This window comes from Pseudomonas sp. COW5 (assembly GCF_026240005.1).
Lineage (GTDB): Bacteria > Pseudomonadota > Gammaproteobacteria > Pseudomonadales > Pseudomonadaceae > Aquipseudomonas > Aquipseudomonas kribbensis.
In genome coordinates this window covers 998,459-1,015,766 of the sequence record NZ_JAPHVP010000001.1, presented here as the reverse complement: position 1 = coordinate 1,015,766, position 17,308 = coordinate 998,459, and the positions used below count along the sequence as shown (strand labels likewise).

19 protein-coding genes are annotated in these 17,308 nt (G+C 59.5%); 17 read left to right on the top strand and 2 right to left on the bottom strand.

Annotation, left to right across the window (positions count from 1 at the left end):
• Positions 1-9: 9 nt before the first annotated feature.
• The 3 genes from OQ248_RS04720 (at position 10) to rpoS (ending at position 2,852) form a co-directional block, all read left to right on the top strand.
• Complete coding sequence (locus tag OQ248_RS04720; protein WP_169432601.1) at positions 10-645, top strand: protein-L-isoaspartate(D-aspartate) O-methyltransferase; 636 nt, start codon at positions 10-12, stop codon at positions 643-645.
• 211 nt (positions 646-856) lie between these two features.
• On the top strand, positions 857-1,738 hold the full coding sequence (locus OQ248_RS04715; protein WP_265812175.1) for a peptidoglycan DD-metalloendopeptidase family protein: 882 nt from the start codon (positions 857-859) through the stop codon (positions 1,736-1,738).
• 106 nt (positions 1,739-1,844) lie between these two features.
• Entirely contained in the window at positions 1,845-2,852 is a 1,008-nt protein-coding gene (gene rpoS, locus OQ248_RS04710; protein WP_007954831.1) for an RNA polymerase sigma factor RpoS, read from the top strand.
• A 512-nt stretch (positions 2,853-3,364) separates the two neighbouring features.
• On the opposite strand, the gene fdxA is transcribed toward rpoS, so the two are convergent.
• Together fdxA and mutS are read right to left on the bottom strand one after the other, a co-directional pair.
• Positions 3,365-3,688 (bottom strand): ferredoxin FdxA, encoded by a 324-nt coding sequence (fdxA, locus tag OQ248_RS04705; RefSeq protein WP_007908827.1) that lies wholly within the window; start codon positions 3,686-3,688, stop codon positions 3,365-3,367.
• A 163-nt stretch (positions 3,689-3,851) separates the two neighbouring features.
• Positions 3,852-6,434 carry a DNA mismatch repair protein MutS gene (mutS, locus tag OQ248_RS04700; RefSeq protein ID WP_265812174.1) on the bottom strand — a complete coding sequence of 861 codons (2,583 nt, stop codon included), beginning with the start codon at positions 6,432-6,434 and terminating at the stop codon, positions 3,852-3,854.
• 210 nt (positions 6,435-6,644) lie between these two features.
• Here mutS and OQ248_RS04695 point away from each other — a divergent pair, with 210 nt between their 5' ends.
• The 14 genes from OQ248_RS04695 to OQ248_RS04630 all read left to right on the top strand — a co-directional run bounded on the left by OQ248_RS04695 (position 6,645) and on the right by OQ248_RS04630 (position 17,307).
• On the top strand, positions 6,645-7,379 hold the full coding sequence (locus OQ248_RS04695; RefSeq protein WP_085712860.1) for an XRE family transcriptional regulator: 735 nt from the start codon (positions 6,645-6,647) through the stop codon (positions 7,377-7,379).
• Between the two features lie 149 nt (positions 7,380-7,528).
• Positions 7,529-7,717: a hypothetical protein gene (locus OQ248_RS04690; protein WP_134825654.1), complete on the top strand. Its 189-nt coding sequence runs from the start codon at positions 7,529-7,531 to the stop codon at positions 7,715-7,717.
• A 203-nt stretch (positions 7,718-7,920) separates the two neighbouring features.
• Positions 7,921-8,346, top strand: a complete 426-nt coding sequence (locus OQ248_RS04685; protein WP_265812173.1) for a tail fiber assembly protein — start codon at positions 7,921-7,923, stop codon at positions 8,344-8,346.
• Positions 8,347-8,515: 169 nt separating this feature from the next.
• The gene (locus tag OQ248_RS04680) at positions 8,516-8,938 is read left to right on the top strand and encodes a tail fiber assembly protein (protein WP_265812172.1); all 423 of its coding nucleotides are present in this window, start codon (positions 8,516-8,518) and stop codon (positions 8,936-8,938) included.
• A gap of 51 nt (positions 8,939-8,989) precedes the next feature.
• A complete protein-coding gene (locus tag OQ248_RS04675; protein WP_265812171.1) occupies positions 8,990-9,412 on the top strand; it encodes a tail fiber assembly protein in 423 nt (140 codons plus the stop codon).
• 143 nt (positions 9,413-9,555) lie between these two features.
• Entirely contained in the window at positions 9,556-9,894 is a 339-nt protein-coding gene (locus OQ248_RS04670; protein WP_064593815.1) for a phage holin family protein, read from the top strand.
• 73 nt (positions 9,895-9,967) lie between these two features.
• On the top strand, positions 9,968-10,489 hold the full coding sequence (locus OQ248_RS04665) for a hypothetical protein (protein WP_265812170.1): 522 nt from the start codon (positions 9,968-9,970) through the stop codon (positions 10,487-10,489).
• A gap of 3 nt (positions 10,490-10,492) precedes the next feature.
• The gene (locus OQ248_RS04660; RefSeq protein ID WP_265812169.1) at positions 10,493-11,101 is read left to right on the top strand and encodes a phage baseplate assembly protein V; all 609 of its coding nucleotides are present in this window, start codon (positions 10,493-10,495) and stop codon (positions 11,099-11,101) included.
• Positions 11,102-11,115: 14 nt separating this feature from the next.
• Positions 11,116-11,448 carry a phage baseplate protein gene (locus tag OQ248_RS04655; RefSeq protein ID WP_221398820.1) on the top strand — a complete coding sequence of 111 codons (333 nt, stop codon included), beginning with the start codon at positions 11,116-11,118 and terminating at the stop codon, positions 11,446-11,448.
• Positions 11,445-12,440 (top strand): baseplate J/gp47 family protein, encoded by a 996-nt coding sequence (locus OQ248_RS04650; protein WP_265812168.1) that lies wholly within the window; start codon positions 11,445-11,447, stop codon positions 12,438-12,440. Before OQ248_RS04655 ends, OQ248_RS04650 begins: the two co-directional genes overlap by 4 nt.
• A complete protein-coding gene (locus OQ248_RS04645) occupies positions 12,437-13,072 on the top strand; it encodes a phage tail protein I (protein ID WP_085712868.1) in 636 nt (211 codons plus the stop codon). Before OQ248_RS04650 ends, OQ248_RS04645 begins: the two co-directional genes overlap by 4 nt.
• The gene (locus OQ248_RS04640) at positions 13,073-16,495 is read left to right on the top strand and encodes a phage tail protein (protein ID WP_265812167.1); all 3,423 of its coding nucleotides are present in this window, start codon (positions 13,073-13,075) and stop codon (positions 16,493-16,495) included.
• A gap of 9 nt (positions 16,496-16,504) precedes the next feature.
• Entirely contained in the window at positions 16,505-17,020 is a 516-nt protein-coding gene (locus tag OQ248_RS04635; RefSeq protein WP_265812166.1) for a DUF4376 domain-containing protein, read from the top strand.
• Positions 17,021-17,121: 101 nt separating this feature from the next.
• Positions 17,122-17,307 carry a hypothetical protein gene (locus tag OQ248_RS04630; protein WP_039771239.1) on the top strand — a complete coding sequence of 62 codons (186 nt, stop codon included), beginning with the start codon at positions 17,122-17,124 and terminating at the stop codon, positions 17,305-17,307.
• Position 17,308 lies beyond the last annotated feature (1 nt).

Below are 17,308 nucleotides of genomic sequence, written 5' to 3'. Positions count from 1 at the left end.
GGCATCGGGATGACCTCCCAGCGCACCCGTGAACGCCTGATTCAGCGTTTGTATGAAGAAGGACTGTCCAACGCGAACGTGCTGGAAGTGATCCGCCGCACGCCGCGCCATCTCTTCGTCGACGAAGCGCTGGCGCACCGTGCCTATGAAGACACCGCGCTGCCGATCGGCCACAACCAGACTATCTCCCAGCCTTATATGGTCGCGCGCATGAGCGAGTTGCTGCTCGAGGCGGGGCCGCTGGACAAGGTGCTGGAGATCGGCACCGGTTCCGGTTACCAGACCGCAGTGTTGTCGCAACTGGTTGAACGGGTGTTCTCCGTCGAGCGGATCAAGGTGCTGCAGGACCGGGCCAAGGAACGCCTGGTCGAGCTCAACCTGCGCAACGTGGTGTTCCGCTGGGGCGATGGCTGGGAAGGCTGGCCTGCGCTGGCGCCGTACAACGGCATCATCGTTACGGCGGTGGCGACCGATGTTCCCCAGGCGCTGCTCGATCAGTTGGCACCGGGCGGGCGGATGGTCATCCCGGTCGGCTCAGGCGAAGTTCAGCAATTGATGTTGATCGTGCGCGAAGAAAACGGCTTCTCCCGACACGTTCTCGGGGCGGTGCGTTTCGTGCCATTGCTCAATGGGCCGCTGGCCTGAGCATTTGTTTTTCGGCGCTGAATTCCTTGCGAGTGCATCTGTCTTACAGCGGCACCGATTGTTTAAACAGAATTCATCGTCCATAAGCAAACGTGTGCGCCGAGCGATAACGCTTCATTAAAGGTAAAGCCGGATTCGCCCGTTATACTTGCGAAGTTACACGCCGAAATCGGCATTCCACATTTTTCAGCCACCACAAAGGGAGCGGCGGGTGAGTCTCACAGTCATTGCGCAGCGTATGGGTAACACGAGCTTTCAGCGCCTGGTGACTGGCCTTGTCTTGAGCACCTTGCTGGTCGGTTGCTCCAGCACCAAATCGAACAACGTTCGGGTCGTCGATCGCAACAATGCGGTCGCCCAGCGTCCTACAGTGACGACCGGACAGTATGTAGTCCGTCCGGGTGACACGCTGTTTTCCATCGCGTTTCGCTACGGCTGGGACTACAAAGCCCTCGCTGCCCGGAACAATATTCCTACGCCGTACACGATTCACCCGGGTCAGACGATTCGCTTCGATGGACGCCCGGGTTCAACGTCGACAGCGGTGGTGAGCAACAGCGGTTCGGCGCCGTCCTCGTCGAGCAAAACCACGATAATCCGGCGCCAGGCGAATGGCACCACGACCACCACAACCACGGGTTCCGGGGCGGCTGTCACGACCGTTGTACCGTCCGTCGCCAACAAGCCGGCACCGGCTCCATTGCCTCCACCGGGCCCGGCCCCGACCGGCTGGGGATGGCCATCTAATGGCATTCTGATTGGTAAATTCTCTTCAAACGGTAGTTTGAATAAAGGAATTGATATCGCCGGAGATTTGGGACAGCCTGTTTTAGCTGCGTCTGATGGGACGGTGGTTTACGCCGGGAGTGGCTTAAGGGGCTACGGCGAATTGGTCATCATCAAACACAGCGAAACCTACGTCAGTGCTTACGGACACAACCGTCGGCTGTTGGTACGGGAGGGGCAGCAGGTCAAAGTCGGACAGACAATTGCCGAAATGGGGTCAACGGGTACAGACCGGGTGAAACTGCATTTTGAGATTCGCCGACAAGGTAAACCTGTAGATCCGCTGCAGTTCCTGCCAAGACGTTGATTTGCAGACCAGCCTGTTCCGTCGCGTAGAGGGGACAGGCTCCAGCGTTGCCAAGGATAAAGGCGTCGCTTGAGCTTGGGGTCGAACTCACCAAAGGACTATAACAATGGCTCTCAGTAAAGAAGTGCCGGAGTTTGACATCGACGATGAGGTTCTCCTGATGGAGACCGGCATCGATTCGGATTCGATGTCGAATGATGAAGGGGCTGCTCCACCTTCCGTTCGTGCCAAATCCAAACACTCCGCTTCACTTAAGCAACACAAGTACATCGACTACACTCGGGCACTCGATGCCACGCAGCTGTACCTCAACGAAATCGGCTTTTCCCCATTGCTCTCCCCGGAGGAAGAAGTTCATTTTGCGCGTCTGTCGCAAAGTGGCGATCCTGCCGGGCGCAAGCGCATGATTGAAAGTAACCTGCGGCTGGTGGTCAAGATCGCCCGGCGTTACGTCAATCGGGGGCTGTCGCTGCTGGATCTGATCGAAGAGGGCAACCTCGGGCTGATCCGCGCGGTGGAAAAGTTCGATCCCGAGCGCGGCTTCCGCTTCTCGACCTACGCGACCTGGTGGATCCGTCAGACCATCGAGCGCGCAATCATGAATCAGACCCGGACCATCCGGCTGCCGATCCATGTGGTCAAGGAGCTCAACGTGTACCTGCGGGCCGCACGGGAGCTGACGCAAAAGCTCGATCACGAACCTTCACCCGAAGAAATCGCCAACCTGCTGGAAAAACCGGTGGGCGAGGTCAAGCGCATGCTGGGCCTGAACGAGCGGGTTTCTTCGGTCGACGTCTCGCTGGGTCCGGATTCGGATAAAACCCTGCTGGACACCCTTACGGATGACCGTCCGACCGATCCATGCGAACTGCTGCAGGACGACGATCTGTCGCAGAGCATCGATCAATGGCTATCGGAGCTGACCGACAAGCAACGCGAAGTGGTGGTCCGCCGCTTCGGCCTGCGCGGTCACGAGAGCAGCACGCTGGAAGATGTAGGCCTGGAGATCGGCCTGACCCGGGAACGGGTGAGACAGATCCAGGTGGAAGGCCTCAAGCGCCTGCGTGAGATCCTCGAGAAAAACGGCCTGTCGAGCGAGTCGCTGTTTCAGTAAGCCTCCTGCATGATCGCCCGCAAAAAGCCCCGACTGGTTCGGGGCTTTTTGTTGTCTGGCTCTGGCGAGCGGCCTGGAACCTGACGACCGGTCGTCGTTTCCCAGGTTTGTAGTCTCGCGGTGTAAGCCCTGGCTTACTCTTTCGTAAGTGTTCGTTATTTTTACACTGCGGAAGACATCCATTGGGCTGGGAGGTCATGGATAAGTTTTTGATTTATATAGATATTTATAAACATTAAATGCTTATGACAGGAGGTTTTACCGGAACGGACCGGTTGCCCGAAATGGGGAACTCTTTAGTATCTGGGTTGTGTCGACGGATAGACACGCCCTTCAAGGAGGAAGGGAATGGACATCGCAGGACGCGATTCATCAGGACGATGAAAAGGAACACAGGGAATAGGGAAAAAATGTGGGCGGGTCAAACCGCCCCTTTTTTTTGCCCGAAGAAAAGCAAAACCCGGAAAAACAAAAAGGCCCGCAAGGGGCCTTTTCTTCAAACGCGGGACAGATCAGCGTTCGAGGTCTTTGATCTTGCCTTTGACGCCATCCCACTCTTCGGCGTCCGGCAGCGATTCTTTCTTCTCGGTGATGTTCGGCCAGATCTCGGCCAGCTCAACGTTCAGCTGAATGAACTCCTGCATTTCTTCCGGAACTTCGTCCTCGGAGAAAATCGCGACGGCCGGACATTCCGGTTCGCACAGGGCGCAGTCGATGCACTCATCCGGGTGAATCACCAGGAAGTTCGGGCCTTCGTAAAAGCAGTCCACCGGACAGACTTCTACGCAGTCGGTGTACTTGCACTTGATGCAGTTGTCGGTGACGACGAAGGTCATTTCTAATTTTCTCCTCAGGCGGCGGCAGCGTTGCCCCTTCACGGTTGGGGTCGCCAGGTTCGGGAGCGATGTCTGCCAGCCAGGCTAATAGCCAGCAGCATCCCGAACCGCGCGAGATTCTAACAGCTTGAAGCCGTTTGCGTTATATCCGGTTCTTCGGTGCTTAGATCCGGTTCTTAAGTGCATATAACATTTCGAGCGCCCGACGCGGCGTCACGTCATCGAGATCCAGTTTGGCCAGTTCATCCAGTACCGGGTGCGGCAGGCTGGCAAACATGTCGCTTTGCTGCGGCGTCGCCGGTTTGCCTTTGACGGCAGGCTTTGGCGCCTCATGGGGCAGTGCGGTGTCTTCCAGGCGGCTCAGATGCTCGCGTGCGCGCACGATGACTTCGCTCGGTACACCGGCCAGTTGTGCCACTGCCAGGCCATAACTCTGGCTGGCCGGCCCCGGCAACACATGGTGCAGGAACACGATGCGTTCGTTGTGCTCGGTAGCGTTGAGATGCACGTTGGCCACCAGAGGCTCGGCTTCCGGCAACACGGTCAGTTCGAAATAGTGCGTTGCAAATAGAGTATAGGCACGCAAATGTGCCAGTCGCTCGGCCGCCGCCCATGCCAGCGACAAACCGTCGAAGGTGCTGGTGCCGCGACCGACCTCGTCCATCAACACCAGGCTGCGCTCGGTGGCGTTGTGCAGGATGTTGGCGGTTTCGCTCATTTCCACCATGAAGGTCGAGCGTCCGCCGGCCAGGTCGTCGCTGGAGCCGATCCGGGTGAAAATCCGGTCCACCAGCGACAGTTCGCAACTGGCTGCCGGCACGAAGCTGCCGATGTGAGCCAGCAGCACGATCAATGCAGTCTGGCGCATATAGGTGGATTTACCGCCCATGTTCGGGCCGGTGATCACCAGCATCCGGGTGTTGTCGTCCAGGCTCAGATCGTTGGCCACGAACGGCGTGGTCAGCACTTGCTCGACCACCGGGTGACGACCCTGGGTGATGCGCATGCAGGGTTCGTTGACGAAGGTCGGGCAATTCAGATCGAGATTCAGAGCACGCTCGGCGAGGTTGCTCAACACATCCAGTTCAGCCAGTGCGCCAGCGGTGTCCTGCAATGGCGGCAACTGGCTGATCAGGTCTTCCAGCAGCGCTTCGTAAAGCATCTTCTCGCGAGCCAGGGCACGGCTTTTGGCCGACAGCGCCTTGTCTTCGAATTCTTTCAGCTCTGGCGTGATGAAGCGCTCGGCGCCCTTGAGGGTCTGACGACGGATGTAGTCCGCCGGTGCCGATTCGGCCTGCTTGCTCGGTAGTTCGATGAAGTAGCCGTGGATGCGGTTGTAGCCGACTTTCAGGTTGGCCAGGCCGGTGCGGGCCTTTTCCCGGGCTTCCAGATCGATCAGGAACTGACCGGCGTTTTCGCTCAGTGATTGCAGCTCGTCGAGCTCGCTGTCGTAACCGGTTTTCAGCACACCGCCGTCACGGATCACTGCCGGCGGGTTGTCGATAATGGCTTTTTCCAGCAGCGCCGCCAGTTCCGGGTAAGTGCTGGTGGTGGTGGCCAGGCGTTGCAGGTGTGGCGCTTCCAGGTCGGTCATCGCCACTTGCAGTGCAGGCAGGGCCCCGAGTGCGTCACGCAGGCGAGCGAGGTCGCGAGGACGGGCATTGCGCAGACCGATCCGCGCCAGAATCCGCTCGATGTCGCCGATTTCCTTGAGCTGCGGTTGCAGGCTTTCAAAGCGATAGCGATCGAGCAGGCAAGTGATCGAACTCTGGCGAGCCAACAGCACGGTCAGATCGCGCAGCGGGCGGTTCAGCCAGCGGGTCAGCAAACGGCTGCCCATGGCGGTCTGGCAACGGTCGACCACCGATTGCAGGGTGTTGTCGCGGCCACCGGCCAGGTTGGTGTCGAGTTCCAGGTTGCGGCGGCTGGCGCCGTCCAGCACCACGGTATCGTCCAGACGTTCGTGGCGCAGGCTGCGCAGGTGGGGCAGGGCGGTGCGCTGGGTTTCCTTGGCATACGCCAGCAGGCAACCGGCAGCGCCGATGGCCAGGGTCAACGTTTCGCAGCCGAAGCCTTTGAGATCCTGGGTCGAGAATTGCTGGCAAAGACTTTTCAGCGCCGAGTCGCGCTCGAAGTCCCACGGCGCACGGCGACGAACGCCACGGCGTTTTTCCGCCGGTAGGTCCTTCGGCCAGTCATCCGGGATCAGCAACTCGACCGGGTTGACCCGCTCCAGCTCCGCCAGCAGGTTTTCCCAGCCCTTGATCTCCAGCACGGTGAAGTTGCCGCTGGTGATGTCCAGCACCGCCAGGCCGAACAGACGCTCATCGCCCAGCACTGCCGCGATCAGGTTGTCGCGACGCTCATCCAGCAATGCCTCATCGCTGACTGTGCCCGGGGTGATGATCCGCACCACCTGACGCTCGACCGGGCCCTTGCTGGTGGCCGGGTCGCCGACCTGTTCGCAGATCACGACCGACTCGCCGAGCTTGACCAGTTTCGCCAGATAACCTTCCGCCGCGTGATACGGAATCCCGCACATCGGAATCGCCTGACCCGCCGACTGCCCGCGAGCGGTCAGGGTAATGTCCAGCAACTTGGCCGCCTTCTTCGCGTCTTCGTAGAAGATCTCGTAGAAGTCGCCCATGCGGTAGAACATCAGCTGGTCCGGGTGCTGATTCTTCAGGCGCCAGTACTGCTGCATCATCGGGGTGTGGGAGGACAGGTCGGAGACGGCTTTATTCATCGGATTGTCAGGTAACTCGTTGGAAGGTGTGGGGCAAAAGCGGGGCAGTCGCCGGGCTTTTCCGCGATGGGCGCAAGGTTACCATGGGCAGTCTGTCGGACGCAGGCATCGCGGCCGGGTGACATCTATCTGGCGTAAAAAGGTCGACTATGCACGATTTATGCAAATCAGCATTTGTCTTCCCGAAAAACTTCAAGCACTATGCGCGTTATGCAAAAACGCAACGTATCCTCCGTCTTAAGAGCACTGCTCGATCAGCACGGGATCTCCCCCACGGAGCTCCACCGTCGCACCGGCGTGCCTCAATCCACTCTCTCGCGGATTCTCAGCGGGAAGATCGTCGATCCTTCGGATAAGCACATCTCCAAGATCGCCGAGTACTTCGCCGTGAGTACCGATCAGTTGCGCGGGCGCGCGGATGTTGCGCCGGTCGCGGGCGGCGGGCGCGAGGAGTTGCATTCCGAACTCAAGGACATAAGCCTGTGGGACGATGACACGCCCGTCGATGACGACGAGGTGTCGGTGCCCTTCCTTCGCGAGGTTGAATTGGCTGCTGGATCAGGAAGATTCGTCATCGAAGAGAGCGAGCGCTCCAGCCTGCGCTTCGGCAAGCGCAGCCTGCGCCATAACGGCGTTCAGTTCGACCAGGCCAAATGCGTGACCGTGCGGGGCAACAGTATGTTGCCGGTGCTGCGTGACGGCGCCACCGTCGGTGTGAACGCGGGCAAGTGCGGGATCGGCGACATCATCGATGGCGACCTTTACGCGATCAACCATAACGGTCAGTTGCGGGTGAAACAGCTCTATCGCCTGCCAACCGGTATCCGCCTGCGCAGCTTCAATCGCGACGAGCATCCGGACGAGGACTACAGCTTCCAGGATATGCAGGAAGAGCAGATCGTCATCCTCGGTCATGTCTTCTGGTGGGGCATGTACGCCCGGTAACGATCCCTCTCTCAGATAAAACCCGCCCACGGCGGGTTTTTTTTCGCCTGTAGAAAACCGGACAAACCCTTGATTGGCGGGGCTTTCATGCATCTGCGCAATTCTTATGCATAAATAAATGCATTTGCGCATTGACTGGATATGCATGCATGCATATTCTTGCCACCAAGCCGCTCGACAAAGCGGCTGGCAACAACAGCTCTTTAGTTCCACAAGAACAGGCAGCGATGAACCGGCCTCAACGGTTCAGAGGGTTGGCAACTGACCCGGGTGTGCAGCGTAAAGCACCAGAAGCAGTTATCCGGCGGGCAGGGACCGCGGTCGGAAAAACAATTTGAACGGACTCGTACCGCGCCAGTAGCGCCGAAAAGTCAGCTTCCTTCACGTACACAGGATTGAAGGAAGGCGAAGGAGCGCATTACTGAAAAGCCCGGCCATTGCGCCGGGCTTTTTGGAATGCCTGCCTGAAATGGTCACTTGCACCACCGGTTCGCAGAGTTCGAAAACAACCGAGCTGATCATCAGCAACAAGGAAGAATTAATGATTCGTTATGTCTTGATCGAAACGAACAACCTGATCCCCTTTGCAAAGGTTTTGCAATTTGTGGATGCCGAGCAAATGCCATCGATCCCGCCAGGAGCATCGGGCTTCTGGGTCGAGACCAGCGTCGACACGCCCATTCAAATCGGGTGGAAAGCTGAGTACACGGTGAATGGTTGGGCCTTCTCCGAGCCAACCTACCAGGATCAAGTCGAAATCGTTGCCACTCGCGTTCGCTCCTTGCTGGGAGCCGCAGAAGGCTGGCTGATGCTCAACCCGCTGCAATACAAACTGGATATGGGCATTGCCACACCGGAGGAGGAAAACTCTCTGCTGGCTTACAAGCAGTACTACGTAGCGGTCTGTGAAGTGAAAACACAATCGGGTTACCCATACACGGTGACCTGGCCGGTAGCGCCTTTCTGATTCAGCACCACTCTCGAGAGCGAATTACTGAAAAGCCCGGCCATTGCGCCGGGCTTTTTTGGAATGCCTGCCTGAGGCACCAGCATCGATACCCAGTGCATCACCCGTTCAACGGTGCATTGCACATCGATAAATCACTTATTGAATAACGCGGAAAAAAGGAAAAATCATGCGCCGATATGGACGTGTTGATCAGGATCGAATTGTCGAGTTTTTTGAAACCGACGGTGACATCACGCAGATGTTTCACCCAAGCATTATCTGGGCAGAAGTGACTGATCACCCTGAAGTGCAACTGGGCTGGGTCGCCACCAAAACCGACGGTGTCTGGACCTTTGCCGCCTATGTGCCGCCACCGCCGACCGAGCAGGAACTCATCGACAAGGCGCAGATGAACAAATGGCAACTGCTGAACGTGGCCGCCAACTGGCTGCTGCTCAACTCCCTGCAGTTCAAAGTAGACACCGGCGTGGCCTCCGCTGATGACGAGGCCAGGTTGCTGGCTCACAAGGTCTACTCCATCGCTGTCAGCGACATCGACAAGCAACCGGGTTACCCGGCGAACATTGTCTGGCCTGTGGCTCCGTACTGACAGACATCCACTAGCCGGGTTTGCTTTAGAACCGCTGATAAGGAAATTGCAATGAATCGATACGCACTGACATTGACTGCGTCGGGTTACACCGTCGTTCTTCAGGTTCTGGACATTGAGGGGGAGGCGCCTGCCAGACCGGCTGCCGAACCGGGTTCCGTGTGGCGAGACATCACCGGTAACGACGCTGTACAACCGGGGATGAAGATGCAGTGGGGGCCTGCCGGCGAAGAGTACTTTGAGACAACTGCCGCAGAGCAGGAGATTTTCACCAACGGTCGCATGCAACTGCATTTTGACGAGGCAGAGCGCTGGCTCGACTTCAACCCTCTGCAATACAAACTGGATCTGGGAGTTGCCACCCCGGCTGATGAAGCGGCACTGGTTGCCTTCAAGCAGTATTTCGTCGCCTTGAGTGAAGTGAAAAACAACGCCGTATTTCCGCAGATCATTTGGCCGGTTGCTCCTTTCTGATTCGCAGCGCCGATCAAGTCCCGGCTCCAGGAATGCATTACTGAAAAGCCTGGCTGATTGCCGGGCTTTTTGGAATGCCTACCTCAAGAGAAAACGATTGAACCCAACACACATCACTCATCAATCACCCACGGAGGCGTGACATGACAAACGAGCAACAAGCGTTGGCGGACATGCCGATCTGGCTGGTCATCCTGCTCGCCCTGGTGGGCGGTGTATCCGGCGAAATGTGGCGTGCCGACAAGGAGGGCGCGCGTGGCTGGGCGCTGATCAGGCGTCTGGCGTTGCGTTCCGGGGCCTGCGTTATCTGCGGGGTGTCGGCGATCATGCTGCTGTATGCCGCCGGTATGTCCATCTGGGCCGCGTGTGCGATCGGTTGCCTGACGGCAATGGCCGGCGCTGACGTGGCCATCGGTCTTTATGAACGCTGGGCCGCCAAGCGCATCGGCGTCTGCGAGATACCGCCCCGCGACTCACAGTAAATCTTTCACTTTCCTGCCTCGCTGCACCTTGTGCGGCGGGACTTCGCGTGGACATCAGAAAAGGAGGTCAAGCATGCCCACACCCGTTCAGCAGCCTTCGCAGCTGTTCACGGCAATGGCGACAGCCTTGCGCAACAACGCCGACCTGAACGTGCAAGTCGGCACTCACGATGACTTCACGGCCCCCGGCGACAAGGCCTGGGTGCTGATCGACATCGAACGCAATGCACCGGGAGAACGCGCTGTCAACGGGCGAATAGCCCATGTGCTGACGCTGTCGCTGCAGGTCATTCCGGCGGTTTCCGCCACCGCGTTTGCCGCGTGTGACCTGATCGCCGCCCTGAAAAACCTGATCACCGATAACCGCTGGGGCCTGCCCGGCGATCAGTGCGATCTACCTGTGAATCTTGATGGTTTGCCGTCACTGGCGATTCGCGCCGATCAGCCCAACAAGGCTTGGACCCTGACTTTCAACCAGACCCTCTACCTCGGTCCGACCTTGCTCGACGATCCGCTCGGCACCCCGAAATTCGCCCGCACCTGGGAAGTCAGCGACATCGACGACCCCGACCAATACACCTCGCTGGAGGCCTGACCGATGTTCGACGCGTTACTGCGCATGCAGCTGGGCCCGATCATCGAACGCCTGGCGGAGATGGAAGCGGAGATCGAAGACCTGCACCGGCGCGCCGAGAGTTTTTGCCGTATCGGCCTCTGTCAGGAGGTCGACGCTGCGAGCAACACCTGCAAGGTCAGCCACGGTGGATTGCTCACGCCGGCGATCAAGTTCTTCAACCCGAGCGCCGGCGCCCAGAGCGAATCGCGGATACCCAGCGTGGGCGAGCAGTGTCTGCTGTTCAACTACGGCAGCGGCGAAAGCGGTGCGCAAAGCGTGGCGTTGTTCGGCTTGAACAGTGACCGCTTTCCACCCGTTGCGACCATCCCCACGCTGACGCGTCGGGTGCATGTCGATGGCAGTGAAAGCGGTTACGACGACGCCACGCATACCCTGCATTGGCAAAACGGTCCGGCCGCGTTCAGCGGCACTCGCGAAGCGCTTGAGCTGAGTATCGGCCCGGCGCGGCTGGCGATGACGCCGCAAGCGATCAATCTGCAACTGGGCGCCACCGGCCTGACCATCGACGCCTCGGGCGTGCACTTCAGCGGCCCGCTGGTGGATCACCAGGGTCGCGTCATCAGCCCCTGAATCAAGAGCCTCCCATGATCGGAATCGATAGAGACAGCGGGGCCACCGTCGACGACTGGCTGCAATTCGTGCAGCGCGCGACACGAGCCCTGACCACGCCGCTGGGCACCCGGCAAAAAAGGCCCCTTTATGGTTCGTTGATCCCCACGCTGCTGGGGCAGAACCTCGGCGATGACGTCCTGCTTCTGGCCCAGAGCCACGCTGCGCAGGCGTTCTACAACCCGCAGAACGGCATCGGCGATTTCCAGCCCGGCGTGATCGTCGCCACCCGACAGGGCGCCGGCCTGCTGCTGCGTTTCGCCGGGACCTGGAAAAACCGCCAACAGACTTTCGAGGTCGTGACATGAGCATGTTGATCCCTGGCCAGAACCAGCTGGCCGAACCTTCGCTGATCAAGGTCGAGGCCTTCGAGGATTTGCTGGCCGAGTTCAAGACCTTCGTCCTCGAGTACGTCGGTACCCGTTCGCCGCAGAGTGCTGCGAAACTCAAGACCAGCCTGCAAAACGAGAGCGAATTGCTGACGATGGCGCTCGAAGCGTTTTGCGTTCGCCTGCAAAGCCACGAACGCAAATACAACGCCCGGATCAAGCAGATGCTGGCGTGGTGGGCCTCCGGCAGCAACCTCGATGCGCGGCTGGCGGACATGGGCCTGGAGCGACAGTTGCTCGACCCGGGCGACCCGGCGGCGTTCCCGCCGGTGCCGGCGATTTACGAAAGCGACGATGACGCCCGGTTGCGCTACTACCTGGCGCCCCATGCCCCGGCGGCGGGTTCGCGGATGCAGTACCGCCGCGAAGTCTTCACCCTCGGTGAACGGCCGGTGGTGAAAGTCGAATCCACCGATGCCGGCGTCGTCGACGTCACCTACAGCTTCGCCCCGGACGGCCTCGCCGCACAGGTCAAGGATGGCAATGGCCGTCGCACGGCCCCCGGAGAAGTGCAGGTGACTGTGCTGTCCCGCGACGCCGACGGCACACCGTCCGCCGCATTGCTCGACGGCGTGCGCCAACACTTCGCCCGGCCCGATGTCTGCCCGGAAACCGACAAGGTCACGGTCAAGGGCGCCGATATTCAGCGCTACAAGATCCGCGTGGTGGCGAAGATCAATTCCGGCCCGGATTCGGGCCTGACCAAAGTCGCCGCCGAGCAGCATTTGCAGGCCTACGCCGACAGTTGCCATCGTCTGGAAGGCCGGGTCGACCCGAGCTGGATCGACTACACGCTGCACAGTGCCGGCGCCGTGCAGTTGCAGATTCTTGAACCGCTGACACCCATCGTGTGTAGCGCGTTTCAAGCGCCGTACTGCACGGCGGTCGAGGTCGAGGTGCAGACGCTATGACGGACCAGACACCGCGTCCGACCCTGCTGCCGGCCAACAGCTCGGCACTGGAACGGGCGCTCGACATCGGTTTCGGCACCTTGCTGGACCGCATCGTGCCGCCGTTTCCCGAATTGATGAACCCGAGCGAAACACCGGTCGCGTTCCTGCCGTATCTCGCAGCGGATCGCGGCGTGGCCGAATGGAGCACCGACGCACCGGAGGCGGAAAAGCGCCTGACCGTCGAACTGGCCTGGCCCACCGCGCGTCAGGCCGGTACCCGCAAAGCACTGGAAAACGCCGCCAAGGGATTGCAACTGAGGCCTGAAGTCCGCGCCTGGTACGAACAGACACCGCCCGGCGAACCCTACAGTTTTTCCGTGCGGGCCTTCAGCGAACAACCCTACAGCGAAGAAATCGATGCCCGTCTCGACCGACGTCTGGCCGATGCCAAGAGCGAACGGGACGTGCTGTCGGTGTCGGTCGGCCTCAGCGCCTTCGGCTCTCATGTGATTGGCGCCGCGACCTTCTGCGGCGAACTGACCACGGTCTATCCGGTGTTCCTCGAAGGCCTCGAAACCTCCGGTGAAGCCTTCATGGCGGCCGGTCTCTACACCGTCGAAACATCCACTATTTATCCTCAGGGGGCCTGAATGGCTGACTATTACACCCTGCTCACCAACGCAGGGATTGCCTACGAAACCGCCTGCAAGGCGGCGGGCGTGCCGATCAAGCTGACGCAGATTTCCGTCGGCGATGGCGGTGGCGCGGTCTACAACCCGGCCGCGACAGCTACTGCGCTGAAACGCGAAGTCTGGCGCGGACCACTCAACGCGCTGTTCCAGGACGAGAAAAATCCGAGCTGGCTGCTCGCCGAAGTCACCATCCCGCCGGACGTCGGCGGCTGGTATGTGCGCGAAGCCGGGCTGTGGACCGACACCGGCATTCTCTATGCCATCGTCAAATACCCGGAGTCGTTCAAACCGGTACTGGCCACGTCCGGCTCGGGCAAAGAGTTCTACATCCGCTCGATTTTCGAGACCAGCAATGCCTCGCTGGTGACGCTGCTGATCGACGACACCGTGGTCAAGGCCACTCGTGCGTGGGTCATGAGCTACCTCGCCGAAGAACTCGGCAAACTCGATGGCAAGCAATCGGTGCGCGTCGCCGCCACCGCCAACGTGGTGTTGAACGGTGCGCAGCAGATCGACGGTGTGGCGGTGATTGCCGGCGACCGCGTATTGCTGCCGAATCAGACCCTGGCCAAGGACAACGGCCTGTGGATCGTCGCCAATGGTGACTGGGTTCGGGCCAACGATGCCAACGTCAGCGCCAAGGTCACCCCGGGCCTGACGGTGATGGTGGAAGAGGGCACGCTCAACGGTGATTCGCTGTGGCACCTGACCACGAACGCGCCGATCACCCTCGGCACCACTGCGCTGACATTCAAGATGCTCGCAGGGCGCACCGGGATTGCCGCCGGGACTTACAAGAGTCTGAGCGTCGATGAATATGGCCGCGCGACGGCCGGCTCGAATCCTGACACGCTGGCCGGTTTCGGCATCAAGGACTCCTACACCAAGGCTGAAGTCGAAGCGCTGATTGCCAAGGCATCCGCTTTGCCGGTGGGTTCGATTGTGGCGTTCCCGGTCGATACAGCGCCGCCGGGTTTTCTCGAGCTGGACAACAGCGTCAGGAGCAGCGCGACTTACCCGGACTTGAGCGCCTATCTGGGCGGCAAGTTCAACAAGGGCGATGAGGGTGTCGGGAATTTCCGGTTGCCGGAAGCGCGCGGGGAATTTTTGCGCGGTTGGGATCATGGGCGGGGGGTGGATGCGGGCCGAGTGCTTGGTACTGCGCAAACCGAAGCGTTCAAGGCACACAACCACCGATATTTTGATAGCGTCGCAGCGACCATGGATCCAGCAGGTGGTTGGCAGAGCGGTACCGTTAACGGTACCCAGGCCGGTGTATCCCCAGGTGCATTTATATCGGGTACCAATACTGGTGATGCCGGTCAGATGCTGAATACACATACCACGGTCAACACCGGAGATACTGAAACCCGCCCCCGCAACGTGGCCGTCATGTGGTGCATCAAAGCCTGGAACGCCCCGGTCAATCAGGGAAATATCGATGTAGCGGCACTGGTCAAGGAAGTTTCTCGGCTAGGTTCGGCCGTTCCGGTGGGCGCTGTCATGGCGTTCCCGACGGGGATCGTGCCTCCCGGGTTTCTTGAGCTGGATGGCAGTGTGCAGAGCATTGCGACTTATCCGGATCTGGCGGCGAATCTTGGTACCAGGTTCAACAAGGGTGATGAGGGCTCAGGAAACTTCCGCTTGCCTGAATCGCGCGGTGAATTCCTGCGAGGTTGGGATCACGGGCGCGGAGTGGATGCAGGCCGCGGGATCGGTACGAGTCAAGGCCAGTCGATGGTCGATCACTACCACACGGTTCTGACTGCCGATGCCGGAGGCGTGCCTAATCCCATTGCTGGCAATCTGGTAGGTAGCTTCAGCAACCTGGCGCCGATCTCCAGGCCAGCGGGAGCCGGGGTGTTGGGGGCAACGCTGACCTCAAGCATTCACGGTCCTGCAGCGGAAAAAGGCGGCACTGAAACCCGTCCTCGAAACCTCGCCGTCATGTGGTGCATCAAGGCCTGGAACGCGCCGATCAATCAGGGCAGCATCGACGTAGCCGCACTGGCCAAGGAAGTCTCGCAGCTTAAATCTTCTGTTCCGGTGGGTGCTGTTCTGTCGTTTCCAACGGGTGTCGTTCCTGCCGGCTATCTGGAACTGGATGGCAGTGTGCAGAGCACTGCGACCTATCCGGATCTGGCGGCGTATCTCGGAACAAAGTTCAACAAAGGGGACGAAGGCGCGGGCAATTTCCGCCTGCCAGAGTTTCGCGGTGAGTTCCTGCGAGGTTGGGATCATGGACGAGGAGTGGACGCTGGACGGGAGCTCGGAAGTTTCCAGAAGGCAACGCTATTGGCGACTGACGCGACAACTCCTGATCTCAAGGCGCTGCAAGACACCACAGTTGCATTCACGCTGGGCCCGACCCTTAGCGAAAATGCTCATTCATACGTTGGTGGCGACGTGGTCAACAAGGCCATGTATCCGGGAACCGGCATTACCGTCAGCACGGCTGACAACCCTGGGAAGTCCTTTTTAGACACACCGTTGATGTTTGAGCGTGGCAACCTTGTTGGTACTCGCCCACGAAACATCAGCGTCATGTGGTGCATCAAAGCCTGGAACGCACCGGTCAATCAGGGAACGATCGATATCGCCGCACTCGCAGCTGCCATTGAAACCGCCTCCAGCAATGGCCCGCTTGTAGGGAGCATGCGTGGCGACAAGATGCAGATTTCGGTCGCGTCGTCGTCCGGAACGATCAAGGTGGCGGAGGTTGTTGTCGGCAATGCCAATGGCAAGACGCGCACCCTGCGAAACTTCAGCCAGTTGGTTGATCTGGCGTCGGCAGCCAAGGGCCTCGGGGCCATGGATGCAGGGGCCGCGCCAGTCAATGGCTATGTGGCCCTCTATGCCTTCTACAACCCGGTAACCGAGGCCCAGGGCGTGATGGCGTGGAACTGCACGTCGGCTGTGGCGCCTGTTATGTACGGTGGATCGGCTCCACCAGCGGGTTACACCTACTCGGCGCTGATCGGGGTGTGGCCAACGAACGCCAGCGGCCAGTTTCCGAATGGTTATCAGGAAAGCCGAATGTTCTCCGGTAATGGCAAGGAAGTGTTGTCGACACAGGGCGGCAGGTCCAGCTATACGCCGTTCTCGGTGGCTTCCGCTGTTCCGATGAATGCAAAACAGTGTCAAGGCTTCATTGGGCTTTCCAACGCCTCGGCTGGTGCCAATACCTATGGAACCTTGGGCGGTGAAAATGGTGTGGGCTCCGTACAGTTCGCTTGCAATCCCTCGGGCGCTGCAAACGGCGGCCCTCAAAGTCCTTTTCCGCTTCTGCCGCTGACAAGTCCTCAGACGCTGTATCACACCCTGACGGCGAATGTGGGTATCGCAACCTTTAGCATCAACATCTCGGCATATACATTTTAAGGCTGACCTATGAGCATCTATGTCCAATTTACGGACGAGCACCAGCTTGCCGTGACGGCGGTTTTTGCAGAGCCGCAAGATGAGGCGTATTGGCCAAACCAGGGCGTCGTTACGGATGACGATGACCGCTATCTGGCCTATATCGCTTCAAAAACCGGAAATATCCCGGTCTCAAAAGAAGACGTCATTGCTGCCGAGCGATTCCGCCGGGAAGCCTCTGGCGTGTCGGTTGGCGAGCTGCTGATCGAGACAACTCGCGACAGCCAGGCGCTGATCGCAAGCACCGGGCTCTCAGCCATTCTCGATCCTGAATACCGCTGCAATTTCAAAACAGCGAAGGGATTCGTCGAGATTGGCGCTGCGCAGATTATCGAAATTGCGAAAGCCGTGCGGGCGCACGTACAGGCCTGTTTTGACCGCGAACTGACATTGTTACGCGCAATCGAGGCAGGCGAGTACCACGACGAAATGCTTGCCGAAGGCTGGCCGGATTCATCGTCGCCCGATACCGCAGATCTCAAATAAACGCCCCGCACCCCGGGGCGTTTTCTTTCCCCCAAACAAACAATCAACACCCGCCAAGCCCCTCCCTTTGAGGGGCTTTCCCGTTTATGGAGAAACGAAAAATGGCAACCCGCCAAACCTACACCGTGCTCGTTCCATTCCCCACCGGCGGTGGGCACTGGTCGAGCGTCGGCCAGGAACTCGATCTGCTCGATGTCGAGGCCAGTGCCCTGCACAGCGCCGGTCGACTGGAGCTGAAAACACCTACCACCAAGGCCGTGAAGGCCGCTGCCAAGAAGGCTGACTGAA